We start from the raw sequence: 26,601 nt of genomic DNA, 5'->3' as shown, positions 1-26,601 counted from the left end.
GGGCCGAACGATGCGACTGGTCTTCATGGGCACACCCGCCTTTTCCGTCGCGGCGCTGGATGCGCTGGCCCCGCGGCATGACATCCTTGCCGTCTACACCCAGCCCCCGCGCCCCGCGGGCCGGGGCCAGCATCCCCGGCCCTCGCCGGTCCATGCGCGCGCGCTCGAACTCGGGCTGGCCGTGCGCCACCCGGCCAGCCTGCGCGATCCCGCCGAACAGGCCGCCTTCGCCGCACTGGATGCCACGGTCGCCGTGGTGGTTGCCTACGGGCTGATCCTGCCCCGCGCGGTGCTGGACGCGCCGCGCGACGGTTGCCTGAACATCCATGCCTCGCTGCTGCCGCGCTGGCGCGGGGCCGCGCCGATCCATCGCGCGGTGATGGCGGGCGATGCCGAGACCGGCATCTGCATCATGCGGATGGAGGCCGGGCTGGATACCGGGCCCGTCCTGCTGCGCGCCGCGCTTCCCATCGGCGCCACGGATACCACGGGCGACCTGCATGACCGGCTGGCCGCCATGGGCGCCGGCCTGATCCTGCGCGCACTGGCTGACCTGCCCGCCCTGCACCCCGAACCCCAGCCCGACGCCGGCGTCACCTATGCGGCCAAGATCGACAAGACCGAGGCGCGGATCGACTGGCAGCGGCCCGCGGCAGAGGTCGATCGCCTGATTCGCGGGCTGTCCCCTGCGCCGGGGGCGTGGTGCGACATCGCGGGGGAACGGGTGAAACTGCTGCGCAGCCGTCTCGTGCCGGGCCACGGCACGCCCGGCGCCCTTCTGCCCGGGCCCGGCCTTGCCGTCGCCTGTGCGACCGGCGCCATCGAGATCACCGAGTTGCAACGCCCCGGGCGCCGTCCGATGGCCGTGGCACAGGCGCTGCACGGCTGGGCGTTGCCTGCGACGCTGGGGTGAACCCGGCATTCACAAATGCACCCCCGATGCCTATCTTGACGGCAACGCTAGGAGGCCACCCATGCCCGCCATCCTGTTCATCGTGATCGTCGGCGCCGCTGCGGGGTTCCTGGCAACCCGGTTCATGCGCGTGCAGACCGACGTGCCCACGACCATCGTGATCGGCATCGCGGGTGCCATCGTCGGCTGGCTGGCGCTGCGCGTCCTGCTGGCCGTGACCGGCTGGGTCCTGTGGTCGCTGGGGGCCGTGGCAGGTGCGGTCGCGGTGATCTGGCTGTGGCAGACCTATGGTCCGCGCCCCCGCCGCTGAGGTCACGACAGGCGCTTGACCGCATCCTTCAGGCGAAAGCCCTTGCCACCCGCCGACTGCCACAGCATCTGGCCCTGCCATGCGGCGAACAACATGGCGGCCGCCTCGCGCGCCCTGGCGCCGCTGCCCAGGCGCGCGGCCAGCCCGGCCTCGACCCGCGTGCGCCAGCCTTCGGCACGCGCCCGCAGGTCCGCATCGCGGAAGTCGATCGCCATGGGCGACAGATCCGTCGCGGTGCCGCTGCCCAGGGCCTTCAGCATCGCCTGCGCGCCCTTCGGACCGGTGCCGGCCACCGTCTCGGCCGCAGCGGTGGCGTCATCCAGCGCATCCCAGGCCGACAGCATCGCGGCGCGCACCATCCCCTCGCGGCTGCCATAGCGCTGCACCAGTGTTGGCGCGGCAAGGCCCGTCGCCCGGGCCACCGATCCGAAGGCCACGGCCTTGTCGCCACCCTCCGCCAGCAGGCGGCGGATCGCGGCAAAGACATCGGCATCGGGTATGGTGCGGCTGCGCGGCATGGCGCCTATGTAACCTGTTGTTCGTTTACGCTCAACAGGCCTGCGCCCGACAGGCTGCGGATCTCTGCGCAGCCTACTCCTTGGGCGGGTTCACCGGATGCCGCTTGGGTGCCTCGGGCCGGGGCGGGCGGGCACGATAGGCGGGAAGACGCCAGCCAAGGGCAAGGCTGCCCGCGCGCAGCCCCACCACCACCGCGCCGCACAGCCACAGCGCGGCAGGCTCGGCCATGCCCGCCGCCATCGCGGCCACCGCCGCCGCCGATCCGGCAAAGGCGCAGGTGACGTAAAGCTCGCCCTCCTTCAGGACCAGGGGCACCTCGTTGCAGACGACATCGCGCATCAGCCCGCCGAGGCAACCGGTGATCATGCCCATCACAAGCGCCACCGGCCATGCTGCGCCCAGTTCCAGGGCCACCGCCACCCCGGCCGGCACCGCCACGCCAAGGGCCAGGGCATCCAGCCACAGCAGCAGGCGATAGCGGCTTTCGACCCGGTGCGCGGTCAGGAACACCAGAACCGCCGCTGCCGTCGCCACCGCCAGATAATGCGGCTGCGCGATCCAGAACACCGCCTCGCGGTTCAGAAGCACGTCGCGCACCGTGCCGCCGCCCACCGCCGTCAGGCAGGCAACGAAGATGAACCCCACGATGTCCAGCTGCGACCGGCTGGCGACCAGGGCACCGGTCAGCGCAAAGACCGCGACCGACGCAAGGTCAAGCAGCGGCAGCGCGGCCAGCGCGGCGATCATGCCGCGCCCTTCCCCGGCTTCCACGGCGCCATCCCGGCACGGGCCAGGGCATCGGCCCGTTCGTTCTCGGCATGGCCGGCATGGCCCTTGATCCAGCGCCATTCCACCCGGTGCCGTGCCTGCGCCTCCTCCAGCCGCTGCCACAGCTCGACGTTCTTCACGGGCTTGCCGTCGGCCGTCCGCCACCCGTTGCGCCGCCACCCGTGGATCCAGGTGGTCACGCCGTTCTTCACATAGGCGCTGTCGGTCACCACGATCACCTGCGACGCCCGGGTCAGCGATTCAAGCGCCGAGATTGCCGCCATCAGTTCCATGCGGTTGTTGGTGGTCAGCGCCTCGCCGCCCGAAAGCTCGCGTTCCTTCACCACCGCTGCGCCGTCGCGCGCCTGCAGCAGCACACCCCAGCCGCCGGGGCCGGGGTTGCCCGAACAGGCGCCGTCGGTGAATGCATAGAGTTCCGGCATGGCGCCCCCTTTTGCGCCGGGTCTAGGCAGCCCGGGTGCGGCGGTCAATCCGCCGCGCGGCCCATCCGTGCCAGCACGACATCGCCGCCCTCGTGCCCCGACCGTTCGATGGGGCGGTACTGCGGTTCCTGCGCCGCCTGTCCCACCACCATCGGCAGCAGGTAGCGGTCGAACAGCTCGCGTGCGGTAAAGGCGTCCTCATCCATCTCGGCCAGACCGGTCAGCAGGGCCCGCGCAAAGACCGAGTGGCCGTCGCCTCCGCCGTCCAGCACCGGCTCGTTCCCGCCAGAGGCAATGACGATGCGCGATCGCCGGTCGGCCAGCCGTTGCAGCGCGCGCAGCCGGTCGGCATCGTCCACCGTGTCTGCGCCCCCCTCGCCGCGCAGAAGTGCCCCGGAATAGCAGCTGTCCGAGATCACCAGCACGTTCCCCGCCCCGATCCGCAGGATCGCGTCCGAGATCGCAGCGGCGGGCAGCCAGGTGAACGGCATCCCCGCCTGTGCATCCACCGGCAGCCAGAACGCGCCCTGCGTCGCCTGTTCATAGACGCCATGGCCCGCATAGAAGATCAGCACCGTGTCCCGCGCACCCGCAACCCGCCCGATCTGGAACAGCGCGGTCTCGATCTGCAGGCGCGTCGCATCCTTCAGGAACAGGTCCATCCGGCTGCCGTCGGGCAGCGCCGCCTCGGTGACAAAGCCATATCGGTCGCGCAGCAGCGCAGCCAGCGCATCGGCATCGCCATGCGGCGTCGCAAGGCGGGAAATCCCCGATCCCTCGGCATAGCCCTGGTTGGCGATCAGCAGCGCATAGCGCGTGCCGTCGCCCAGCAGCGCCTGCATGTCGCCCTCGAAGAACAGCTCGAACGAATGGGTGACCGGCTGGTTGTCGCGGGTCATCGCCAGCACGTCTATCCGGTTCACCCCGGCCGTCAGCTCGATGTCGTGGCTGAAGCTGCCATCGCGGCGCGACTGTGCCACCGCCCCGTTCACCGTCACGATGATCGTGTCCGCGGCGGCCTCGACCTGGCCGCGCAGCGTCAGCCGCGCGGTGTCCAGCGGCGCGGCGGCGCGCGTCGGCGCGGGGTCGATGATGCGGATGATGCCGCGCTGCACCGGAGCCTCGGGGGTCTCCTCGGCCACCAGCGGGTGATCGGCATCGGTGGTCGAGAACACATAGGTCCAGCGGCGACGCTGTTCGACCTGCGGGTCGGTGGCGGTGATCAGGCGCGAGATGGCGGCCGGCGTCGCCACATCGGCCTGCAGAAGCGCCGCCGCAAAGGCGAACGAGAACAGGCCGTAGTAGCGCGCGCCGGGGTCCCCGCGCGGCAACCGCATCTCGACCGTCAGTTCGCCCGAGGCCGTGCCATAGAATACTGCCAGGCCCCCGGCCTGCGTCGACAGCAGCACCGGCGGCGTCTCGGCGCCCTCGCCCGGCACGATCCGCGCCCGCCACAATCCCGTGGGATCGACCTGCGCCTGGCGCGCCTCCAGCGCCATGTCCTCGGCCGTCGAGGTGTCCAGCACCACGGTGACATGCGCGCCCCGGTTCCGCAGCCGCGTGACCAGATCGGACAGGGCGGCGGCGCTCAGCACTTCGGCGGTGCCGGGGTCCGGGGCGTTCAGCATCAGGAACGGCCCCATCCGGGCGATCCTTTGCGCCTCGGTCGTGTCCAGCCGCATCGCCCCCAGGTCGGCCAGCGTCGGGGCCGACGACATCTCGGCCAGTGGCGGCGCGCCGTCATCCGTGGGGGCCAGCATGTCGGCGCCAAAGACCCAGCCCGAGGCGTGCAGGATCACCGAATCGCCGCATCCCGTGGCCGCCAGCAGGTCGGACGCCGCCCGCGCCAGACCGGCATGCGTGGCCTCGGGCCCCAAGAGGACGCGCAGGTTCGCCGCCTCCGCCCCCCGCGCCGCCAGCGCATTGCGGATCAGCGCCACATCGTTGTCCGGCCCCGCCAGATGCCCGCGCGGATCGGCCGTCCATTCCTGCGCGGCGACCAGCAGACCGCGGGTCTGCCCCCGCGCGCCGCCACAGGCAGCGGGCGGCGGCGGATCGGCCAGCGGCAGCAGGGCATCAAGCCCGATGACCTGCGCCCGCAGCATTTCCAGCACCGGGTCCGTGCGCGGCGTCACCTCGGCCCGCAGCGGCAGGGCCATCAATGCCAGCATGGCCACGGGGATCAGGGCAGAACAACGCATCGGGCGGGCCTCCGGTTTGCCCGAAGGCTAGGCACGCCCTGCCGGTCTGTCACATGAAATCGGCCGTCATCCGCAGGGCGCCGGCGCCGCGACCATGCCCGTTCAGGCGCCAGCCGCGCGCCCGGCGCGGCCCGCGGCGCATCGGCCATCCCGACCCCGGGCGAGATGCCGACGACGAAGGCCGCCGGCAGGAACCCGGGTCACGGCGTTGCGTCTCGCACTATGGCAGGTCTGCGTCCGCAGGCTGCGCCTGTCCGCCCGGCGGTATCGCGGTCGCGATCGCATGCAGCACATCCGCAACCCGCCTGCGATCCTCCTCGACCGGAAAGGCGGGCAGCATCACGGTCTCGCCATCCAGCGTGACCGATCCGTGGACCGATCCGCCGCCCACCGGCACCATGGCATCCGACACCGGCGGCCGGGCAAAGATCTCCGCCGCAACCGCCGCGGCAAGGATCGCGGCGACCGCCCCTTCGGGCGCCTCGCCTGCGCTGATGCGGCAGGCCGGGCCGGTCTCGTCATAGCCCTGGCAGGATCGCATCGTCACCCAGCCCGCGCTGTCGATCTCGGCCCGCAGGCTGCGGCGATACGCGGGCGGCAGCGTGCCATTGTTCGCGGCCCAGGTGGCAACCGGCACCGCAGGCTCGTCCGCAAACCCGGGCAGGGCGCAGAACGCCATGGCGGTCAGGGCGGCGATGGGTCTGGCCATGATGGCCCTCCGCTTGCGCAGTTCCACACCTATCGCGCGAAAACCTGGGCAGAGAAAGCCCTCAGGCCGGTTCACGCAGGATGCGCGGCACCTTGAACTCGACATTCTCCTGGGCGGTCTCCACCAGTTCCACGGTCACCGCATGGCGGGCGCGGAAGGCGTCGATCACCTCGTTCACCAGAATCTCGGGGGCCGAAGCCCCCGCCGTGATGCCCACCGACCGGATGCCCGCCAGCGCGCGCCAGTCGATGTCGCCCGCCCGCTGGACCAGTTGCGCATAGGCGCAGCCCGCCGCCCGCCCCACCTCGACCAGCCGCAGGCTGTTGGACGAATTCGGCGCCCCGATCACCAGCAGCGCATCGATCCGCCCCGCCACCGCCTTGACCGCAGCCTGCCGGTTGGTCGTGGCATAGCAGATGTCCTCGCGGTGCGGTCCCAGGATGGCGGGAAACCGCGCACGCAGCGCCGCCACGATTCCGGCGGTATCGTCCACCGACAGCGTCGTCTGGGTGATGAAGGCAAGTCTTGCAGGGTCGCGCACCTGCAACCCCGCCACATCCGCCTCGGTCTCGACCAGCAGCACCTCGCCCGGCGGAAGCTGGCCCATGGTGCCCACGGTCTCGGGGTGGCCCGCATGGCCGATCATGATCATCTGCAGCCCGTTCTCGTGATGGCGCGCGGCCTCCATGTGAACCTTGGTCACCAGCGGGCAGGTCGCATCCACGGCGATCATGTTGCGCCGGCTGGCCTCGGCCGGAACCGCCTTTGGCACGCCATGGGCCGAGAACACGACGGGCCGGTCGTCCGGGCAGTCGTCCAGTTCCTCCACGAACACCGCGCCCTTCGCGCGCAGGTCATCGACCACATAGCGGTTGTGCACGATCTCGTGCCGCACATAGACCGGTGCGCCCCATTTCTCGATCGCAAGCTCGACGATGCGGATCGCGCGGTCGACACCCGCACAGAACCCGCGCGGCGCAGCCAGGTACAGCGTCAGGGGCGGCAGGTCGGTCATGCGGTCCTCGCGGGCGGTCCTGCATCAGGGATAAGCACTGGCGCGTCCGCCGTCCACCCCGCGAACGGAAAGGGCCGGGGCGTCCCCACGCCCCGGCCCCGGCGCAGACCCGAAGGTCCGCGTTCCGCGAGTGTCCCTATTTCGCCGCGACCGTCGCACCCGGCTCCTCGCGCTCGGGCGCCGACCGCATGTCGGGGCGCGGGTCGACGCGCGGCTCGCGCGGCGGGCGCCCGATGACCTCGCGCAGGTCGTCCAGTTCGATGAAGTTGTCGGCCTGGCGGCGCAGTTCGTCCGCGATCATCGGCGGCTGGCTGCGGATGGTCGACACCACCGACACCCGGACCCCCTGGCGCTGCAGGCTTTCCACCAGCGGCCGGAAGTCGCCATCGCCCGAGAACAGCACCGCGTGGTCCATCCGGGGCGCAAGCTCCATGGCATCGACCGTCAGCTCGATGTCCATGTTCCCCTTGACCTTGCGACGCCCCTGGCTGTCGGTGTATTCCTTGGCCGGTTTCGTCACCATGGCAAAGCCGTTGTAGTGCAGCCAGTCCACCAGCGGGCGGATCGGCGAATAGTCGTCGTTCTCCAGAAGCGCGGTGTAATAGAACGCCCGGATCAGCTTGCCGCGCCGCATGAACTCCTGCCGCAGAAGCTTGTAGTCGATGTCGAACCCCAGCGCCTTGGCCGCCGCATACAGGTTCGATCCGTCTATGAACAGCGCAAGCCGTTCGTCCTTGTAAAACATTGGTCTTCCCCTCAAATCGCCTTCGCGTACGCAACATCGATGAGTGAACGAATTTCGACTATTCCGAACGCGAATTGACCAAAGTATCTAGTCTCCTCCGACACAGCGCAAGCGCGCCTATACGAAAGTGTAACATTGAGCGGCGACACCTCGCTTCCCGTCCTGGTTGCGCTGGGCGCGAACCTGCACAACGGGCAGGATGACCCTGCGTCAACGCTGCGCAAGGCGCTGGCTGCCCTGCCCGGTCAGGGCCTGCATGTCGAGGCCGTCAGCCGGCTCTACGCCACGCCCTGCTTTCCGGCGGGCGCGGGCCCCGACTATGTCAATGCCGCCGCCCGGCTTTCTGCCCCGGGCATGGATGCGGCCGCCGTGCTGGCCGCGCTGCATGCGGTGGAACGCGCCTTCGGGCGCGAACGGACGCAGCGCTGGGGGATGCGCACGCTCGACCTCGACCTGATCGCGATGGGCGACGCGGTGCTGCCCGACGCCGCGACTGCGGCCGAATGGCGCGCCCTGCCCGTCGAACGGCAGATCGCCCGCACCCCGGACCGGCTGATCCTGCCGCATCCCCGGATGCAGGACCGCGCCTTCGTGCTGGTGCCGCTGGTCGAGGTCGCCGCCGGCTGGCGCCACCCCGCGACAGGCCGCACCGTCACGCAGATGCTCGACGCCCTGCCGTCGGCCGACCGCGATGCCGTCGTGCCGCTGGCGGCCCCGGGCGCGGGCGAACGCCGGGAACCGTTCGATGCCATCTTCGCCGGCCGGACGGTGGCGGTGGTCGGCAACGCGGCCTCGCTGCTCGGCACGCGGCACGGCGCCGCGATCGAGGCGGCGGATTGCGTCGTGCGGATGAACCTCGGGGTGCCCGTCGATCCGGTGGCGCAGGGGGTTCGTACCGATGTCCTGGCGTTTTCCACTGCCGCGCTCGGGCTCGAACGTCTGGCCGGGTTCGCCGCGCCCGTGCATGTCTGGATGTCCCCCAAGGGCCGCGGCGGCGCGGCGGCAGCGACATTGCCGCGCCTTCTCCACTATCCGCTGGACTGGTGGGCCGAACTGAACGCGGCGCTTGGCGCAAGGCCCAGCACCGGGGCGATGGTGATCGACCTTGTAACGCGGTGCGGCGCGCGCGAGGTGGTGCTTTTCGGCTTTGACTGGAAACGCAGCCCCACCTTCTATCAGGACGCACCACACATCGGGCCGCACGACTTCGCGGCCGAGGAACGCCTCGCACGTTCCCTTGCCCGGGCAGGCCAACTGCGCATATGTGAAGCGGAATAGGGCCGGGGTTGGCGTACATGAAGTTCGGCGTTTTGTCGTTTAGCTACGCATCCCCCGACCGGCCCGAACACAGAACGTCCGACCTTCGGCGCGATGGCATCAATCTGGGAGACTATGTGCAGGCGCTTGCGGTGCGCCGGCTCTATGCCGAATTCGGCATCGCCGTCGCGGATGTCATATCGGTCGATCGTGACACGCTGCCAGACTATCGGGGACCGTCGGTTATTCTGCCGATGAACGCCTGCTTCACCGACCGCTCCTTTCCGCTGCCGCCCCAGATCCGACCGGTTTTCGTAGGGTTCCAGGCCGCGCCGCCGGTAGTCGCGCGGCAGGCTGCGTGGCTTCGACAGTATCAGCCGATCGGCTGCCGCGACCATGCGACCGCTGCCGCCTGCCGCGCCGCTGGAATTGCGGCAAATGTGACAGGGTGCCTGTCGCTGACCTTTCCTCGGCGCACAAGCACGCCACGGCAGCCCTGCGTCATGGCAATCTTTGGTAAGGGCGCAGGTGCGTTTCCGGCTGAAGTGCTGCAACGAATGCCCGAACGGCTGCAGCGTTCAACAGTGTTCGTCTACCAGCGTCTGCCCGTCGCGCGCCTTCCCCTTGACGCCGAGGCCTGCACGGTGGCCGAACTGCAGAGTGCAGCGATGCTATCCGATTACCGCGACAGGGCTACACTGGTCGTCACACCGCTGCACCATGCCGCGGCACCCTGCCTTGCCATGGGCATTCCAGTGGTGCTTGCTCGCCGCACCGCGAATGATCGCTTCTCGGTGCTGGCCCGACTTCTGCCGTTGCACCTTCCCCCTTTCGAGGCGCCGATCAATTGGAACCCTGCTCCGGTAGACACGGGACCGCTGGCCGAACGCCTGATCCGCCGCCTTCGCCGCGGCCTGGCTGCCGCGAACGCCTCTGTCTGACGCGCGTGCGCCACTTTCGCGCTTGTCAAGACAATTCGCACACCTTAGATAAGCCATTCCCGCCCCCACTGGAAAGGTTCCCCCATGGCCCGCGTGACGGTCGAAGATTGCGTTGACAAGGTGCCGAACCGGTTCGAACTGGTGATGCTGGCCGCCCATCGCGCGCGCGAAATCCAGTCGGGCTCGCCGATCACCATCGACCGCGACAACGACAAGAACCCCGTGGTGGCGCTGCGCGAGATCGCCGAGGAAACCCAGTCGGCCGAAGTGCTGCGCGAGCGCATGATCGAAAGCCACCAGACGCAGATCGAAGTCGACGAACCCGAGGATGACCAGATGGCGGCCCTGATGGGCTCCGACATGGATCGTCCCGCGCTCGACGACATGTCCGAGGAAAAGCTCCTGCGCGCGCTGATGGAAGCGCAGGGCGCGAACTGACGGCCCCGGGACCGGGGCGGCAAGGCTTGCGATGATCGACGTCGAAGACCTGGTCGCCCTCGTCCGCAACTACAATCCGCGCACCAACGCCGATCTGATCCGCCGGGCCTATGCCTATGGCCTGCGGATGCACGAGGGCCAGTTGCGCAAGTCGGGCGAACCCTACTTCACCCATCCCGTCGCGGTCGCCGCCATCCTGACCGAGCAGCGCCTGGATGACGCGACCATCGTGACCGCGCTGCTGCACGACACGATCGAGGACACCAAGTCGACCTATGGCGAGATCGCGCGCCAGTTCGGCGACGAGATTGCCGAACTGGTGGACGGCGTCACCAAGCTGACCAACCTGCAACTCTCCTCCGCGCAGAGCCAGCAGGCCGAGAACTTCCGCAAGCTCTTCATGGCGATGTCCCGCGACCTGCGGGTGATCCTCGTCAAGCTGGCCGACCGCCTGCACAACATGCGCACCATCCGCAGCATGTCGCCCGAGAAGCAGGCCCAGAAGGCGCGCGAGACGATGGAGATCTTCGCCCCCCTCGCGGGTCGCATGGGCATGCAGTGGATGCGCGAGGAACTGGAGGACCTGTCCTTCAAGGTCCTGAACCCGGAGGCCCGCAACTCGATCATCCGCCGCTTCCTGACCCTGCAGAAAGAGGCGGGCGACGTGGTCCACAAGATCACGGCCGACATCCGCCTGGAGCTTGACAAGGTGCAGATCGAGGCCACCGTCTACGGCCGCGCCAAGAAACCCTATTCGATCTGGCGCAAGATGCAGGAAAAGGACCTGGCCTTCTCGCGCCTGTCCGACATCTACGGCTTCCGCATCATCTGCGCCGATGTGGCCGACTGCTACCGCATCCTCGGCGTGATCCACCAGCGCTGGAAGGCCGTGCCGGGCCGGTTCAAGGACTACATCAGCCAGCCCAAGAACAACGGATACCGCAGTATCCACACCACCGTCTCGGGCCGCGACGGCAAGAAGGTCGAGGTGCAGATCCGCACCCGCCAGATGCACGAGGTGGCCGAGGCCGGGGTGGCCGCGCACTGGTCCTACCGCGAGGGCGTCCGCGCCGAGAACCCCTTTGCCGTCGACCCCGCCCGCTGGATCGCCGCGCTGTCCGACCGCCTGGGCGAGGAGGACACCGACGACTTCCTCGAGAACGTCAAGCTCGAGATGTTCTCGGACCAGGTGTTCTGCTTCACCCCCAAGGGCGATGTCGTGCAGCTTCCGCGCGGCGCCACGCCGCTCGACTACGCCTATGCGATCCACACGCGCATCGGCAATTCCTGCGTCTCGGCCAAGGTCGACGGCATCCGCGTGCCGCTGTGGACCCGGCTGAAGAATGGCCAGTCGGTCGAGATCATCACCGCCGAGGGTCAGCGCCCGCAGGCGTCCTGGATCGACATCGTCACCACCGGCCGCGCCAAGGCCGCCATCCGCCGGTCCCTGCGCGAGGAGGATCGCGGCCGCTTCGTCAAGCTCGGGCACGAACTGGCGCGCGCCGCCTTCGAACATGTGGGCCGCAAGTCCACCGACAAGGCCCTGCGCACCGCCGCCCGGATGCTGGGCCTGGCCGACGAGACCGACCTTCTGGCCCGGCTCGGCAGCGCCGAGATCACCGCGCGCCGCGTGGTCGAGACGCTCTATCCCGAACTGGCCACCGTGCCCGGCGATACGGTCGATGCCGCGCGCCCGGTGGTCGGCGTCGCCGCCGATACCACCTTCCGCCGTGCCCCCTGCTGCCAGCCGCTGCCCGGCGAACGCATCATCGGCATCACCTATCGCGGCAAGGGAGTCGTCGCCCATGCCGCCGACTGCCCCGCGCTGGCCGAATTCGACGACCAGACCGAACGCTGGGTCGACCTGCACTGGAAGCCCGGCCGCCACCCCGCAGCCTACACGGTCTCGCTGATTCTGACGATTTCCAACGACGCGGGCGTTCTGGGCCGCGTCTGCACCTTGATCGGTCAACAAAAAGCCAACATCTCGGACCTGAACTTCCTTGATCGCAAGCCCGACTTTTACAAAGTCATGGTTGATGTCGATCTGCGCGATGTGGAGCATCTGCATATGGTGATGACGGCGCTTGAGGCCGAGACGGATGTGGCCGAGGTTGCGCGCCGTCACGATCCCCGGGCAAAGCCGTAGGGGGTCGCCGGGGGAATGGTTTTCAAGCGGCGCACCAAACGCAGCTGGCTGCAATGGCTGTCCGAGGGCTTCTGGCCGAAATCCGGATGGGGCCGCGCGCTGATCTACATCCAGCATCGCCTGCGCCGCCTGCCCGATGCCCCCCACCGCATCGCGCGCGGCATCTTCGCGGGCGTGTTCATCAGCTTCACACCGCTCTTCGGGCTGCACTTCTTCTTTGCGGCGGGCATCGCCTGGCTGATGCGCGGCAACATCATCGCGGCGCTGATCGCCACCGTGGTCGGCAACCCGATCACCTTTCCGTTCATCGCGGCGCTGTCGGTCGAACTGGGCAACTGGATTCTCGGCCATGGCGGCGAGATGACGCCACTCCAGATCGCCGCCGCCTTCGGCCAGGCGGGCGCCGAGCTTTCGGCGAACTTCTGGGCGCTGTTCGACGCCGACACCCCGGCCCGCTGGGAACGGCTTCACCGATTCTTCCACCGCGTCTACTGGCCCTACATGATCGGCGGGCTGATCCCCGGCATCATCGCGGGGCTGGTCGGCTATTACCTGTCGCTGCCGGTCATCGGCGCGTATCAGAAGCTGCGCAAGAAACGCCTCGCCGACCGGTTCGAAAAGCAGCGCGCCGCCCGCGCCGAGGCGCGCGCCCGCGCCGCAGCGGCAGGGGGTGACGACGGGTCGGGAAGGCACTAGGCTTCCCCCCAGGGGCCGCGTCGGACGGTCCGGGGAGCTGGGGAAGCACCGCCATGAGACCATTGGGCCGCCTGCGCCTTGGCGTGAACATCGACCATGTGGCGACCGTCCGCAACGCCCGTGGCGGCGCGTGGCCCGATCCGCTGCGCGCCGCGCTGGTGGCCGAGGCGGCAGGCGCCGATGGCATCACCGCGCACCTGCGCGAAGACCGCCGCCATATCCGCGATGCGGACATCGAGGCGCTGATGGCGGGCATCCAGGTTCCGCTCAACTTCGAGATGGCGGCGACGGCGGACATGCAGGCCATCGCCCTGCGCCACCGCCCCCACGCCGCCTGCATCGTCCCCGAACGGCGCGAGGAACGCACCACCGAGGGCGGGCTCGACGTGGCGGGCGACGCCAACCGCCTGACCGGCTTCGTCGCCAGCCTGCGCGAGATCGGCATCCGCGTGTCGCTGTTCATCGGCCATGATCCCCGCCAGATCGAGGCCGCCGCCCGCGTCGGCGCCCAGGTGGTCGAGTTCCACACCGGGCATTACTGCGACCTGGTGGCCGACGGGCAGGATGCCGAGGCCGCCCGCGAACTGGATGCCCTGCGCCAGGCCGCCCGCCGTGCCCACGATCTCGGGCTCGAGGTGCACATGGGCCACGGACTCGACTACGAGACGGCGGCCCATGTCGCGGCCTTCCCCGAGGTGATGGAACTGAACATCGGTCACTTCCTGGTGGGCGAGGCGATCTTTCGCGGCCTCGGCCCGGCGATCGAGGAAATGCGCCGTCGCATGGATGCCGTGCGGGCAGGGATGGCATGACGGGCGGTCCCCGCGCGCACCGCACCGGCGCCTTCCGGGGGGGGCGCCGCCGTTGCGCGGCCCGCGTTGCGACCGCGCGCCCTGTCGGGACGGATGCCATACGCGGAACCGACGCCTGCGGGACGGCTGCGGGACGGCCATGATCCTCGGAATCGGCACCGATCTGGCGAACATCGAGCGCATCGAGGCGACCCTCGCCCGCTTCGGAGACCGCTTCCGCAACCGCGTCTTCACCCCCCGCGAACAGGCCACCGCCGAACGGCGCGCCCAGGTCGCGGCCACCTATGCGAAACGCTGGGCCGCCAAGGAAGCCTGTTCCAAGGCGCTTGGCACTGGCCTGCGCATGGGCATCGCATGGCGCGACATGGCGGTGTCGAACATCCGCACCGGCCAGCCGGTGATGCACCTGACCGGCTGGGCAGCCGAGCGGCTGAAGTCAATGACGCCAGAGGGTTACACGGCGCATGTCCATGTCACGCTGACCGATGACCACCCTTGGGCGCAGGCCTTCGTGGTGATCGAGGCCCGCCCCGCCGGGCCGCGCCCGCCCGGCCTCGCTTGACTCCGCCCCCCGCCCCGCGCATGTAGCCGCGACCCGCAATCCCGAAAGCAGACCCAATGGCCAGCAAGGCAAAGACCGACGGCGGCATCATGGAAACCATCAAGACGGTGGTCTACGCCCTTCTGATCGCAGGGGTTTTCCGCACGCTGTTCTTCCAGCCGTTCTGGATTCCCTCGGGCAGCATGAAGGACACCCTGCTGATCGGCGACTTCCTGTTCGTCAACAAGATGGCCTATGGCTACTCCCGCCATTCCTGCCCCTTCGGCCTTTGCCCCTTCCCCGGCCGCCTGCTGTTCTCCGAACCCGAGCGCGGCGATGTCGTGGTCTTCCGCCACCCGGTGAACGGATCGGATTTCATCAAGCGTCTCATAGGGTTGCCGGGCGATACCGTGCAGATGCGGGGGGGTGTTCTCTACATCAACGGCGCCGAGGCGCCGCAGACCCCCGACGGCATCTTTGCCGAAACCTATGAACCGCAGGGCCCGCTCGGCCATCTTCCCCGCTGCGAGAACGGTCCGGTGGGGCAGGGCGGCACCTGCCAGAAATCGCGCTTCCGCGAAACCCTGCCCGAAGGCCGCAGCCACGCCATCCTGAACATCGACGACAACGGCTTCGGTGACAGCACCGACGTCTTCACCGTCCCCGAGGGGCATTACTTCTTCATCGGCGACAACCGCGACAACTCGCAGGACAGCCGCTATGGTCAGGCCGTGGGCGGGGTCGGCTTCGTGCCCGCGGATCACCTGATCGGGCGGGCAGACCGGATCATGTTCTCGTCGGCGGGACGATCGATGCTGTATTTCTGGACCTGGCGGTCGGATCGGTTCTTCAAGGCGGTGGAGTAACGGCTGGCGTGAAGATCGCGCGGGAAATCAGTGACTTCGAAGATCGCATCGGCCACCGCTTCGCGCGCCCCGAGCTTCTGATCCGCGCCCTTACCCATGCCTCGATCGCCGCGCCGTCGCGCCCGTCGAACGAACGGCTGGAATTTCTGGGGGACCGCGTGCTGGGCCTTGCCATGGCCGAGGCGCTGTTCACCGCCGACACCGGTGCCGCCGAGGGCAAGCTGGCGCCCCGCTTCAACGCCCTTGTCCGTCTGGAAACCTGCGCCGAGGTCGCGCGCTCGGTGGGCCTGGGCGACGTGCTGCGCCTCGGGCGGTCCGAGATGCTGTCGGGCGGCCGGCGCAAGGACGCGCTGCTTGGCGACGCGCTCGAGGCGGTGATCGCCGCGGTCTATCTGGACGCGGGGTTCGAGGCCGCGAAGGCCATGGTGCTGCGCCTCTGGGCCGACCGGATCGACAACGTGGCCGAGGATGCCCGCGACGCGAAATCGGCGCTGCAGGAATGGGTCCAGGCCCGCGGCCTGCCGCCACCGACCTATGCCGAGACGGGGCGCGACGGCCCCGACCATGCCCCCGTCTTCACGGTCGAGGTCGTGCTGGCCACCGGCCAATCACTGGCCGCCCGGGCCGGATCGAAACGCACCGCCGAACAGGCGGCCGCCGCAGCAATGCTGGCGCAACTGGAGTCAGACCATGACAGCGGCACATGACGCGGGCGCCACCCGCGCGGGCTTCGTCGCCCTGATCGGAGAACCGAACGCGGGAAAATCCACGCTTCTCAACCGCATGGTGGGTGCGAAGGTCAGCATCGTCACCCACAAGGTGCAGACCACGCGCACCCGGATCCGGGGTGTCTGCATGGCCCGGGACAGCCAGATCGTGTTTGTCGACACGCCGGGCCTGTTCCGGCCGCGCCGCAGGCTTGACCGGGCGATGGTCGCCGCCGCCTGGGGCGGAGCGGCCGATGCCGACATCGTGGTCCTGCTGATCGAGGCGCATCGCGGCCTGACCGAGGGCGTCAGCGCGATCATCGACCGGATGCGAGACCAGATGCCCCGCGACCGCCCCGTGGCGCTGGCGATCAACAAGATCGACCGCGTCAAGGCCGAGACGCTGCTGGCGCTTTCGGCCAAGCTGAACGAGGCCTATCCCTTTGCCCGCAGCTTCATGATCTCGGCCGAAAAGGGTTATGGCGTGGACGACCTGCGTGACTGGCTGGCAGGTGAACTGCCGCCCGGTCCCTGGCTCTACCCCGAGGATCAGCTGGCCGACCTGCCGATGCGCATGATCGCCGCCGAGATGACGCGCGAGAAGCTTACGCTGCGCCTGCATGAGGAACTGCCCTACCAGCTGACGGTCGAGACCGAGAAATGGGAGGACAAGCCCGATGGCTCCGCCCGTATCGACCAGATCGTCTATGTCACCCGCGACGGCCACAAAGGCATTGTGCTGGGCAACCGGGGCGAGACGATCAAGGCCATCGGCCAGGCCGCCCGGGCGGATATCAAGGAGTTCCTCGGCCGCGAGGTGCATCTGTTCCTGACCGTCAAGGTGCGCCCGGGCTGGCTGGACGAGGCCGAACGCTATTCCGAGATGGGCCTCGATTTCCGTGATGGCGACGCCTAGCCGCGCCGCCCGGCGCGTGGCCCCGGCACGAACCGGACAACGCCCGCCCGGTTCGCGGGCCAACCCCCGAGGCGTTCGACACGAGCATGACGACGACACCGATGAACGGGCGGACGCGGCGGGCGGGGCCTTGCAGGCAATCCGCAACATGGCGGCGCGGGACATGAAGAACACCGTCACCGGAGCCCGGCAGTGACCCGGCTGGCCGCAGGCATCTGGGTTTCGGCCTATCTGGCGCGGCTGCGTCTGGCCGCGATTCCAGTCTATGTGACCGCGCGCGGCGATGCGACCTCGGGTTCCGTCGTCGTGAAATGCGCCACGCTGGACGGCCGCGCACTGGCCTACCAGCGATCCTTCGACCCGATGACCGGCGAACGGCTGTGGACCCTTCTGGCCGAGGGAGAAGAGGCCGCAGTCGACGCGGCCCTTGCCCGCGCGCGATCGCGCGACCGCGACCTCTGGCTGATCGAGATCGAGGATCGCGCGGGCCGCACCCTACTGGACGAGGACGGGCTGTCGGGATAGCCCCCGCGCCGCCAGCAGGATCGCCGCCCCCAGCACGGCAAACGCCAGGACCATCCCCGCCAGGTTGCCCGCCACCGCAGGCCAGCCCAGCTTGTCCGCGTTCAGGAACGGATAGGGCCAGAACCCCGTCGCGATGCCCCGCGCCACGGCGTAGACTCCATAGACCACCGGATAGACCAGCCATTCCGGCAGATCGCGCCACGCCAGCCCCTTCGGCGCGAAGATCGCCCACCACAGGGCCATGCCGACGGGCACCGCGGTATGCAGGCCCTGGTCTGCCCACCACGCGGCGCCCTGGGGCGACCACAGCCCTGCCAGCAGCAGGTGATAGACGATCCCCACGGCGCCGATCGCCAGCAGCAGCCCGGCCGCCCGCGATGCCCCGATCCGCCAGCCGGCCGCTACCGCCGCCATATGCGCCGCCACCAGGGCATTGGTCAGCACCGTGAAGAACCCCGCCATGCGCCAGACGGTCGCCACGACATCGCCGTTCTCTGCCGCCAGCGACAGCCGGAAGCGCAGGACCAGCGACAGCGCGGCCACGAGGCACAGCACAAGGGCGGAAAGACGGGCAGTGGCCGACATCGCGCGGACCTTTCATGGTGAAGGCAATGGTCGCAGAACGCGGCGGGTTCGCGCAAGTTTCATGCGACGGTGCCGTCCTCTTGCCCGCCCCACGGGTCCGCGCGATGGTCGCGCATGGACTGGCAGGACGAAGGCACGCTGCTTGCCATGCGCCCGCATGGCGAAACCTCGGCAATCGTCGAGGTCTTCACGCTTGCGCATGGGCGCCATGCAGGCGTGGTGCGCGGCGGCGCGGGGCGCCGCATGGCACCGGTGCTGCAACCGGGCGCGCACCTGGCGGTTGCGTGGCGCGCGCGCCTGTCCGATCACCTGGGCGCCTTCACGGTGGAACCGCTTCGGTCGCGTGCCTCTGTCATGGCGGATGCCGACCGGCTGGCCGTCCTGTCTGCGGTCTGCGCGATGTTGCGCATGGCCCTGCCCGAACGCGAGGCGCATCCGGCGCTTTGGTCAGACACCACCGCGTTGCTGGACGGGCTTGCGGAGGGGACGGCGGGCCTGCCCGCCTATCTGCCCTGGGAAATGCGGCTGCTCGCCGATCTGGGCTTCGGCCTGGACCTCGGGAGCTGCGCCGTCACCGGATCGCGCGACGATCTGGCCTTTGTCAGCCCCCGGACCGGCCGGGCGGTCAGCCGGACAGGCGCGGGCGACTGGGCCGACCGGTTGCTGCCGCTGCCCGATGCGGTTCGGCGGGGTCTTGCCTCCGATCCGGCCGAGATCCTGCAGGGCCTTGCCATCACGGGTCATTTCCTGCTGCGCGAGATGGAGCCCCTGCGCCCCGGCCCCGGCCTGCCCGAGGCACGCGCACGGCTTGTCGCACGGCTGTCCCGCCGCTGAGCGCACCTGACGCGGGCGTGACCCCGGCGGCCGCGTTTTCCCTTCCCCGGAAGGGGCGCAGCGCCTAACATGCCGAAAAACCGGACGGACATTCCCATGCGCCTTGCCCCGCTTGCCATTTCCCTTGCTCTTTCTGCCGCTCCTGCGATCGCCGCCCCATGTGGCGGCCCGTTTCCTGCCTTTGTCGACGCGATGAAGGGCGAAGTGATGCGCGCGGGCCTTACGCGCGATGAGGCGGACAGGTTCTTCCGGGGGGTCAAGCGGGATGACCGGGTGATCAAGGCCGATCGGTCTCAGGGTGTGTTCCGCCGCAGCTTTACCGAGTTCTCGCGGATGCTGATCAGCCAGAGCCGCATCAACAACGGTGCCGCGAACCTGAAGAAGCATCGTGCGGTGTTTGACCGGGCGCGGCGCGACTATGGCGTGTCGCACGGCATCCTTCTGGCCTTTTGGGCTTTCGAGACCGATTTCGGCGCGGTGCAGGGCGATTTCAACACGGTCAACGCGCTTGTCACGCTTGGCCATGACTGCCGCCGCCCCGGCCTGTTTCAGCCACAGATCATTGCCGCCGCGCAGTTGTGGAAACGCGGGATGCTCGATCCGGCCACCACCACCGGCGCCTGGGCAGGAGAGATCGGCATGGTGCAGATGCTGCCGGGCGACATCCTGGAACGCGGCGTCGATGGCGATGGCGATGGTCGTGTCAGCCTGAAGACCTCGGCGCCCGATGCGCTTCTGTCGGCGGCCCGGATGCTGCAACACCACGGCTGGCGTGCGGGCGAGCCCTGGCTGCAGGAGGTGACGGTGCCCGCCGACCTCGACTGGTCGAAATCGGGCCTCGATACGCAGCTGTCGGGGGCGGACTGGTCGCGCATGGGGGTAAGGGCGCGCGACGGGTCGATCCCGGGCAGCCTGCGTGCGTCGCTGCTGCTGCCGGAGGGGCGGAAGGGTCCGGCGTTCCTTGCCTATCCGAACTACCGGGTGCTGTTCGACTGGAACAAGAGCTTCGTCTACGTGACAACCGCCGCCTATTTCGCAACGCGGCTCGAAGGCGCGCCGGTGTTCCAGCCCGGCAGTCCGGACCCGCAACTGTCGGGCGACCAGATGAAGAGCCTTCAGCAAAAGCTCAAGGCGCGCGGGCATGATGTGGGGGCGGTCGACGGCATCCTGGGCGCATTGACACGCGCGGCGGTGCAGAAAGAGCAGCTGCGCGCGGGTCTGCCCGCGGACGGTTGGCCGACCCGGGCGCTGCTCGATCGGCTATGACCGGCTGGGGACTGGTTGCCACCGTCAAGGCGCCCGCCGATCAGGTGCTGGCCTTCGTGGCGCATCATCTGTCGCTTGGCGCGTCGCAAATCTGGCTGCATTTCGATGATCCCGCCGATCCCGCGGCCGACCGTGCCGCGCGCCTGCCCCGCGTCACCGCGATCCGCTGCGATGATGCCTATTGGCAGGGTCTGATCGGCCGTCGTCCGGGCAAGCATCAGCTGCGCCAGTCGCGCAACGCCGAGCGGGTCTATGCCACCGCGCACCTGCCCTGGATCGCCCACATCGACGTGGACGAGTTCCTTTGCCCCGCCCGCCCGGTGGCGGAGGTGCTGGCGGCGGTGCAACGCGACCGGCCGCTTCTTCGCATGGCACCCTGGGAGGCGCTGCACGACCCGGCATTGCCCGATGACATCTTCACCGCCCGCCACTTCCGCGGCCCGATGCGCGGCCCCGAGATGGAGGCACTGCGCCGCGCCGCCTTTGGCGATCATGCCGACCTGCTGGCCGCCGGATCGCTGAGCCACGCCGTCGGAAAGTGCTTCTACCGCACCGGCGTGCCCGGCCTGCAACCGCGCATCCATACGGCGGTGATGAACGGCGAGAAGATGAACGGCGGGGCCTTTTCAGCCGATATCCGGCTGCTGCATTTCCACGCACAGGATCCGGCGGCGTGGCATGCGCGGCTGGCCTTCCGGCGCACCCGGGGCGCCTATTCGTTCAACCTGCCGCTGATGGCCTTTCTCGGCACCGCGACCGAGGCCGAGGTTGCGGCCTTCTATGATCGGACACAGGTTGCCCACCCCGCCGTGCTGGCGGACCTGCGCGCCGCCGGGGCGCTGTTCGAATGTGACCTGCACCTGCGCAGCAAGGTGGCAGAGCTTGATGCGCGGCTGTGAGATGAGGGATTAACGCATCGCCGGGGCCATGCTATTTTCGCCAGTATTTTGATCACCTGGCGAGAATCATGCCCCTCAATCCCATCGACGGCACAGCTGAAGGCGACACCCTGCCCGGCACCAACGAGGCGGACCACGTCATCGGCTACGGTGGCGACGACCAGATCAACGGCTATGGCGGCAATGACCTGATCGAGGGCGGCGACGGCAACGACCAGTTGTTCGGCGATACGGGTCGCGACACGATCTATGGCGGCGACGGCAATGACCGCATCGAGGGCGGCCCCGGCAATGACCGGCTGTATGGCGATGCCGGCGACGACAGCTTCGCGATCTATTCCTTTTCCGGCGCCGGGATCGACCGTGCCTATGGCGGACAGGGCAATGACCGGATGTATGTCGGCGAACAGACCAGTGCGTATTTTCACGGCGGCACCGGAACCGATCTGTTCTGGCTGTTCTGGAACAACATCGGGCATGCGGTGTCGGGCAGCGTCTCGTCCGGGTTTGTGGCGGGACCGCACGTCATCACGCTGCGAAGCGTCGAACAACTCTACATCACGACCGGCAACGGCGACGACAGCATCACCGGCGGCAGGCTGAACGACGAGATCGTGGTGCTGGGCGGTGCGAACACGGTGGATGCCGGGGCAGGAAACGACCATGTCGCCTATCTCGCAGGGTCGGTGAACCATCTGGATGGCGGGGCTGGCAATGACCAGTTGCGCGCGGTCCTGAATGCCGGTGGCTCGGGTACCGGATTTGCATTCGATGCCTCGGGGCCGGTCGTCACCGACGGGTTCGGTTCGACCATCCTGAACTTCGAGCGCTACTGGCTGGGCGGCAGCTACTATCGCGACAGCCTGACCGGCGGCGACCTGCGCGACAAGCTGGACGGCAACGACGGGGACGACATCCTGTCGGGCATGGGTGGCAACGATGTGCTGCGCGGCGGTCGCGGCAATGATCAGCTGTTCGGGGGGGACGGCAACGACCGCCTGTCGGGGGCGCAGGGGCTCGACACCATGGCGGGCGGGGCGGGTGCGGATACGTTCGTCTTCGGCAGGCCCGACGGCCAACCCGACCTCATCGAGGACTTCTCTGGCATCGAAGGCGACCGGATCGAGCTTGCGGCGCACTGGTTCTATCTGGCACCGGGGGGTGCCGCGCCGCTTTCCCATGATGTGGCAAGCGGCACCGGCGCGCAGTTCGTCTATGAAACCACGACCGGCCTTCTGTATTTCGACTCGGACGGCGTGGGCGGCGGGGCGTCGGTGCAGATTGCGGTTCTCGCCGGGGCGCCGGTGCTGACCGCCGCCGATCTGGTCCTGGTCTGATCACCCGATGACACCCTCGGCCAGGACGCTTGCGATGGCCCTGCCGCATGTGCTGGCCGCACCGCGCGATGCCGGCCCGGTCACGCTGCTGTGCACGCGCCCCGGCATCGGCCTGCGGGTGTTTCCCGATCGCCTGCGGTTGACGCGCGCCCAGGGCATTCCGGGCGACCGATGGCTGACGATGCCATGGCTGCGCCTGCCGGATGGCAACCCGGACCCCGACATCCAGGTCTCGATCCTGCCCGCCCGCGTGCTCGATCTGGTCTGGCACCCCGGCGATGCGGTGCCCCATCCGGGCGATCCTCTTGTGGCAGACCTGGACATGACCGAGGCGAACCTGCCCACCGGCATGCGGCTGCGCGCCGGGACGGCGGTGCTGCGCGTCTCGGCAATCTTCAACGACGGCTGCGTCAAGTGGAAGGCGCGCTATGGCGCGGATGCCAAGGCCTGGATCACCGCCCCCGGCCACCCCGCGCTGCGCCTGCGCGGCATCCTCTGCGCCGTCGTCGCGGATGGAGAGGTGGGCCTGGGCGACCGGTTGACGAAGCTGGGTTGCCCATAGCCGCGCCGCGCGTCCGGACCGAGGCTCAGCATCGCTCCGGAGATCTGGCGGCACAGGCGTTCAGGTCCGCGATACCCATCCGCCGCGCAGCCTCGGCGCGGCAACGGGGCGGGCGACATCGCGCGGACACTCAGGCCACCATCGCCTCGGCCCGTCGCAGGTCAACGCTGACCAACTGGCTGACGCCCTGTTCCGCCATGGTCACGCCGAACAGGCGGTCCATCCGCGCCATGGTAACTGCATGATGCGTGATGATCAGAAACCGCGTGTCGGTGCGCCGCGTCATCTCGTCCAGAAGGTCGCAGAACCGCGTCACATTGGCGTCGTCCAGTGGCGCATCGACCTCGTCCAGCACGCAGATCGGCGCGGGATTGGCCAGGAAGACGGCAAAGATCAGCGCCATGGCCGTCAGCGTCTGCTCGCCACCCGACAGCAGCGACAGGATCGACAGCTTCTTGCCCGGAGGCTGGCACATGATTTCCAGCCCCGCCTCCAGCGGGTCGTCGCTTTCCACCAGCACCAGCCGCGCCTCGCCACCGCCGAACAGCGTGGTGAACAGCGTTCCGAAGTTCCCGTTCACCTGTTCGAACGCGGTCAGCAGACGCTCGCGCCCCTCGCGGTTCAGCCCGGCGATACCGGCGCGCAGCTTTGCCACCGCCTCTTCCAGATCGGTCTTTTCTGTGGCCAGGGTATCGTGTTCCGCCCCCACCTGCGCCAGATCCTCCTCGGCCCGCAGGTTCACGGCGCCCAGGGCCTCGCGCTGCCGCTTCAGCCGCGCCACCTCGATCTCGAGCGCTTCGGCATCCGGCATCGCGTCGGGATCAGCGCGCAGGCTGGACAGCAGCTGATCCACCGTCATGTCGGCGACCTCGCGGATGCGCAGCCCCGCCGCCGCACGGACCTCGCGCGCTGCATCCACCCGGGCCTCGGCGCGCGCGCGCCCCTCGCGCGCCTCGCCTGCGGCGCGCTCGGACTCGCGTTCGGCGGTCTGCACCATGCGCAACGCGGCCTCTGCTTCGGCAAGCGCATCCGCAGCCCGGGCGCGCCGGGCCTCGGCATCGGCCATGGCATCGGCAAGCTCGTCGGCCTTCGCCGCGATCTCCTCGGGGGCGGCCATGGCATCATCCAGTTCCGCGACCGTGGCCGCCCGGCGATCGGCCAGTTCCTGCGCGCGCCTTTCGGCGGTGGCCAGCCGTTCCTTCCAGCCCGTCAGGTCGCGCGCCACATCCTGCCGCCGCTTGCGCCGGGCCTCGGCATCGCGCCGCGCCTCGCCTTCTGCGGTGCGCCGCGCGATCATGGCGATCCGCGCGGCCTCGACGGTCGCCTTGGCGGCCTCGACCCCGGCGCGCGCGTCGTCCAGCGGCGGCAGGTCGTCGGCAGCGGCCGTCGCCTCGTCCAGCCTTGCGCGGGCATCCTCGGCCTCTTCACCGAACCGGGCCACGGCCAGCCGCGCGCCCTCCTGCCGTCCTTCGGCAATCGACCGGTCGGCCTCGGACCGCGCCAAGGCCCGGTTCGCCTCGGCCACCCGCGCATCCGCGCCGCGCCGCGCCTCGCGCGCCATCCTCTCGGCCTGCGCCAGCATCTCGATGCGGCGGGCCAGCGTCTCATGCGCCTGCGCGGCCCCGGCGGCCCGTGCCGCGACCTCCTCGAGATCGCGCTTCAGCCCGACCAGCCGGTTCATCTGGCGCAGGCGCTCGGCTGCGGCCGACGGGGCATCCTCTGCCGCGATGCGGAACCCGTCCCAACGCCACAGGTCGCCGTCCACCGACACAAGCCGCTGGCCCGGGCGCAGCGCCGCCTGCATCGCCGCTCCGCGCCCGCGCGGCACCACCCCGACCTGCGCAAGCCGCCTTGCCAGCACGGCGGGGGCCGCCACATGCCGGGCCAACGGTTCTGCCCCCTCGGGCAGGTCCGGGGCCGCATCGTAGGGTGGCAGAGCCACCCAGCCCGACCGTTCGTCGCCCGGAACTTCCGGCGCCCGAAGATCGTCGGCGAGGGCGGCCCCCAGAGCTGCCTCGTATCCGGGTGCCACGGACAGCGCGTCAATCACCTGATGGCCAGCCTGCGCCTCGCGCGCCACCAGCCGCGCAAGCGCCGCCACTTCCGACCGCAGCGCCTGCGCCTCGCCCTCGGCTGACGACCGGGCCGCGCGCGCCTCGGCCTCGCGGCCCGCCGTTTCGGCCCGCGCGCCCTCTGCCTCGGCCAGGGCCATCTCGGTCTCTTCGGCCAGGGCCACGGCCGCCTCATGCGCCTCGACCGCCTCGGCCTGTGCCTCGGCCGCGCGCTCGACCGCAAGGCCGGCGGCGCGTTCCGCCTCGGCCGCCCGCGCCGTCTCGGTCTCGGCACGCGCCAGTGTCGCCCGCACGTCCGACAGCATGCGGGCGGCCGACTGGTGCCGTGCGGCCAGCCGCGCGGCATCCTCGGTCATCCGGGCAAGCCCGCCCTCCGCCTCGGCCAGGGCGGCGCCCGCCTCGCGCGCCATCTCGGCCGCCTCGGCGATCCGCTCCTCCTCGCCCTCGGCGGCCCGGGTCAGCGCGTCGGCCTCCCATTCCAGCCGCGCGATCATCTCGCCCGCATCACGGTTCAGCCCGGATTCCCGATCGGCATCACGGTCAAGCTGGGCGATCCGTCCGCGCAGCGCCTCGATGGCGGCCCGCGCCTGCGCGGCCTGTGCGGCCAGCGTCTCGCGTGCCACGACCAGCCGCTGCACCACGGCTGCTGCGATCGCCTCTTCCTCGCGGCGCGGAGGCAGCGCATCTTCGGCCGCCTCGCGGGCCGCCATCGCCGCCCGTGCCGCCGTCTCGGCCTGGCCAAGCGCCACAAGGCGCGCACGCAGGCCGCCCTCGGCTTCGGCCACGGCTGCATCGGCCTCGCGGAACCGGCGGTACAGCAGCATCCCCTCGGCCCGCCGCAACGCCTCACCGATCTCGCGATAGCGCGCCGCCTGCCGGGCCTGCCGGGTCAGGGTCGCGATCTGTTCCGACAGCGCGCCCAGCACGTCATCCACCCGTGCCAGGTTGGTCTCGGTGGCGGACAGCCGCAGTTCCGCCTCGTGCCTGCGGGCATAGAGCCCCGAGATGCCCGCTGCCTCTTCCAGGATGCGCCGCCGGGACTTGGGCTTGGCCGAAATCAGCTCGGCAATCTGGCCCTGCCGCACCAGGGCCGGCGAATGCGCCCCGGTCGAGGCATCGGCGAACAGCATCTGCACGTCACGCGCCCGCACTTCCTTGCCGTTGGCGCGATAGGCAGAGCCGGCATCCCGGGTGATCCGCCGTACGATCTCGATCTGGTCCTGGTCGTTGAAACCGGCAGGCGCCAGCCGTTCGCCATTGTCGATGACCAGGGCCACCTCGGCGAAGGCGCGCGCGGGCCGCGTGGCCGCCCCGGCAAAGATCACGTCCTCCATTCCGCCGCCACGCATCGCGGTCGGCCGGTTCTCGCCCATGACCCAGCGCATCGCTTCCAGAAGGTTCGACTTGCCGCAGCCGTTCGGCCCCACCACACCCGTCAGCCCCTCGTGGATGATCAGGTCCGTGGGGTCCACGAAGCTCTTGAAGCCATTCAGGCGCAGGCGGGTGAATCGCATCGGGCTCGGCTCCCTTCGATCCTGCATCGTCGGGCCGGCCCGTGCGCGAGTCAACCACTCT

Annotated in this window: 27 protein-coding genes; 18 read left to right on the top strand and 9 right to left on the bottom strand. The window is 69.6% G+C overall.

Features of this window, described 5'->3' with window-relative positions; translation table 11 throughout:
• Positions 1-10: 10 nt before the first annotated feature.
• Complete coding sequence (gene fmt / locus KF887_19445; GenBank protein ID QYK41505.1) at positions 11-913, top strand: methionyl-tRNA formyltransferase; 903 nt, start codon at positions 11-13, stop codon at positions 911-913.
• A 61-nt stretch (positions 914-974) separates the two neighbouring features.
• Positions 975-1,223, top strand: coding sequence for a GlsB/YeaQ/YmgE family stress response membrane protein (locus KF887_19440; GenBank protein ID QYK41504.1), 249 nt, complete (start codon positions 975-977; stop codon positions 1,221-1,223).
• A 2-nt stretch (positions 1,224-1,225) separates the two neighbouring features.
• On the opposite strand, the gene KF887_19435 is transcribed toward KF887_19440, so the two are convergent.
• The 7 genes from KF887_19435 to KF887_19405 form a co-directional block, all read right to left on the bottom strand.
• Positions 1,226-1,741: a TetR family transcriptional regulator gene (locus KF887_19435; protein QYK41503.1), complete on the bottom strand. Its 516-nt coding sequence runs from the start codon at positions 1,739-1,741 to the stop codon at positions 1,226-1,228.
• Positions 1,742-1,814: 73 nt separating this feature from the next.
• Positions 1,815-2,477: a TRIC cation channel family protein gene (locus tag KF887_19430; GenBank protein QYK43666.1), complete on the bottom strand. Its 663-nt coding sequence runs from the start codon at positions 2,475-2,477 to the stop codon at positions 1,815-1,817.
• A gap of 8 nt (positions 2,478-2,485) precedes the next feature.
• Complete coding sequence (gene rnhA / locus KF887_19425) at positions 2,486-2,953, bottom strand: ribonuclease HI (protein ID QYK41502.1); 468 nt, start codon at positions 2,951-2,953, stop codon at positions 2,486-2,488.
• Positions 2,954-2,997: 44 nt separating this feature from the next.
• Positions 2,998-5,154, bottom strand: coding sequence for a caspase family protein (locus tag KF887_19420; protein ID QYK41501.1), 2,157 nt, complete (start codon positions 5,152-5,154; stop codon positions 2,998-3,000).
• A 220-nt stretch (positions 5,155-5,374) separates the two neighbouring features.
• On the bottom strand, positions 5,375-5,863 hold the full coding sequence (locus KF887_19415; protein QYK41500.1) for a hypothetical protein: 489 nt from the start codon (positions 5,861-5,863) through the stop codon (positions 5,375-5,377).
• Positions 5,864-5,924: 61 nt separating this feature from the next.
• Positions 5,925-6,878 carry a 4-hydroxy-3-methylbut-2-enyl diphosphate reductase gene (ispH, locus tag KF887_19410; protein QYK41499.1) on the bottom strand — a complete coding sequence of 318 codons (954 nt, stop codon included), beginning with the start codon at positions 6,876-6,878 and terminating at the stop codon, positions 5,925-5,927.
• A 136-nt stretch (positions 6,879-7,014) separates the two neighbouring features.
• Entirely contained in the window at positions 7,015-7,623 is a 609-nt protein-coding gene (locus KF887_19405; GenBank protein QYK41498.1) for an NYN domain-containing protein, read from the bottom strand.
• A 135-nt stretch (positions 7,624-7,758) separates the two neighbouring features.
• Between KF887_19405 and folK the strand changes: the two genes are divergently transcribed.
• From folK to KF887_19350, 11 genes are all read left to right on the top strand, one after another.
• Positions 7,759-8,901, top strand: a complete 1,143-nt coding sequence (gene folK / locus KF887_19400; GenBank protein QYK41497.1) for a 2-amino-4-hydroxy-6-hydroxymethyldihydropteridine diphosphokinase — start codon at positions 7,759-7,761, stop codon at positions 8,899-8,901.
• Positions 8,902-8,909: 8 nt separating this feature from the next.
• Entirely contained in the window at positions 8,910-9,821 is a 912-nt protein-coding gene (locus tag KF887_19395; protein QYK41496.1) for a hypothetical protein, read from the top strand.
• Positions 9,822-9,905: 84 nt separating this feature from the next.
• Positions 9,906-10,259, top strand: a complete 354-nt coding sequence (gene rpoZ, locus KF887_19390) for a DNA-directed RNA polymerase subunit omega (protein ID QYK41495.1) — start codon at positions 9,906-9,908, stop codon at positions 10,257-10,259.
• 31 nt (positions 10,260-10,290) lie between these two features.
• Positions 10,291-12,408 (top strand): bifunctional (p)ppGpp synthetase/guanosine-3',5'-bis(diphosphate) 3'-pyrophosphohydrolase, encoded by a 2,118-nt coding sequence (locus KF887_19385; protein QYK41494.1) that lies wholly within the window; start codon positions 10,291-10,293, stop codon positions 12,406-12,408.
• Positions 12,409-12,423: 15 nt separating this feature from the next.
• Positions 12,424-13,104 carry a DUF2062 domain-containing protein gene (locus KF887_19380; protein QYK41493.1) on the top strand — a complete coding sequence of 227 codons (681 nt, stop codon included), beginning with the start codon at positions 12,424-12,426 and terminating at the stop codon, positions 13,102-13,104.
• A 53-nt stretch (positions 13,105-13,157) separates the two neighbouring features.
• The gene (locus KF887_19375; GenBank protein QYK41492.1) at positions 13,158-13,916 is read left to right on the top strand and encodes a pyridoxine 5'-phosphate synthase; all 759 of its coding nucleotides are present in this window, start codon (positions 13,158-13,160) and stop codon (positions 13,914-13,916) included.
• Between the two features lie 139 nt (positions 13,917-14,055).
• Positions 14,056-14,478: a holo-ACP synthase gene (gene acpS, locus KF887_19370; protein QYK41491.1), complete on the top strand. Its 423-nt coding sequence runs from the start codon at positions 14,056-14,058 to the stop codon at positions 14,476-14,478.
• Positions 14,479-14,534: 56 nt separating this feature from the next.
• A complete protein-coding gene (gene lepB, locus KF887_19365) occupies positions 14,535-15,323 on the top strand; it encodes a signal peptidase I (GenBank protein QYK41490.1) in 789 nt (262 codons plus the stop codon).
• A gap of 8 nt (positions 15,324-15,331) precedes the next feature.
• Positions 15,332-16,030 carry a ribonuclease III gene (rnc, locus tag KF887_19360; GenBank protein ID QYK41489.1) on the top strand — a complete coding sequence of 233 codons (699 nt, stop codon included), beginning with the start codon at positions 15,332-15,334 and terminating at the stop codon, positions 16,028-16,030.
• Entirely contained in the window at positions 16,014-16,946 is a 933-nt protein-coding gene (era, locus tag KF887_19355) for a GTPase Era (GenBank protein QYK41488.1), read from the top strand. The genes rnc and era overlap by 17 nt, the downstream gene beginning before the upstream one ends.
• 192 nt (positions 16,947-17,138) lie before the next feature.
• A complete protein-coding gene (locus tag KF887_19350; GenBank protein QYK41487.1) occupies positions 17,139-17,471 on the top strand; it encodes a DUF1491 family protein in 333 nt (110 codons plus the stop codon).
• Here the strand turns inward: KF887_19350 and KF887_19345 are convergent.
• Positions 17,442-18,056, bottom strand: a complete 615-nt coding sequence (locus KF887_19345; protein ID QYK41486.1) for a Pr6Pr family membrane protein — start codon at positions 18,054-18,056, stop codon at positions 17,442-17,444. The two genes, KF887_19350 and KF887_19345, sit on opposite strands and share 30 nt — an antisense overlap.
• Before the next feature lie 114 nt (positions 18,057-18,170).
• Here KF887_19345 and recO point away from each other — a divergent pair, with 114 nt between their 5' ends.
• The 5 genes from recO to KF887_19320 all read left to right on the top strand — a co-directional run bounded on the left by recO (position 18,171) and on the right by KF887_19320 (position 22,954).
• Complete coding sequence (gene recO / locus KF887_19340) at positions 18,171-18,890, top strand: DNA repair protein RecO (GenBank protein QYK41485.1); 720 nt, start codon at positions 18,171-18,173, stop codon at positions 18,888-18,890.
• A gap of 96 nt (positions 18,891-18,986) precedes the next feature.
• A complete protein-coding gene (locus KF887_19335) occupies positions 18,987-20,156 on the top strand; it encodes a lytic murein transglycosylase (GenBank protein ID QYK41484.1) in 1,170 nt (389 codons plus the stop codon).
• Positions 20,153-21,055 (top strand): glycosyltransferase family 2 protein, encoded by a 903-nt coding sequence (locus tag KF887_19330; GenBank protein QYK41483.1) that lies wholly within the window; start codon positions 20,153-20,155, stop codon positions 21,053-21,055. The genes KF887_19335 and KF887_19330 overlap by 4 nt, the downstream gene beginning before the upstream one ends.
• Positions 21,056-21,123: 68 nt before the next feature.
• Positions 21,124-22,392: a calcium-binding protein gene (locus tag KF887_19325; GenBank protein QYK41482.1), complete on the top strand. Its 1,269-nt coding sequence runs from the start codon at positions 21,124-21,126 to the stop codon at positions 22,390-22,392.
• Positions 22,393-22,399: 7 nt separating this feature from the next.
• On the top strand, positions 22,400-22,954 hold the full coding sequence (locus tag KF887_19320) for a hypothetical protein (protein QYK41481.1): 555 nt from the start codon (positions 22,400-22,402) through the stop codon (positions 22,952-22,954).
• Between the two features lie 130 nt (positions 22,955-23,084).
• On the opposite strand, the gene smc is transcribed toward KF887_19320, so the two are convergent.
• Positions 23,085-26,540: a chromosome segregation protein SMC gene (gene smc / locus KF887_19315; GenBank protein QYK41480.1), complete on the bottom strand. Its 3,456-nt coding sequence runs from the start codon at positions 26,538-26,540 to the stop codon at positions 23,085-23,087.
• Between the last annotated feature and the right edge of the window lie 61 nt (positions 26,541-26,601).

The sequence above is a fragment of the Paracoccaceae bacterium genome (assembly GCA_019454225.1).
In the GTDB taxonomy this organism is placed as follows: domain Bacteria; phylum Pseudomonadota; class Alphaproteobacteria; order Rhodobacterales; family Rhodobacteraceae.
Note: the sequence above shows the minus strand (reverse complement) of the source record. Positions and strands in the feature narration are given on the sequence as shown.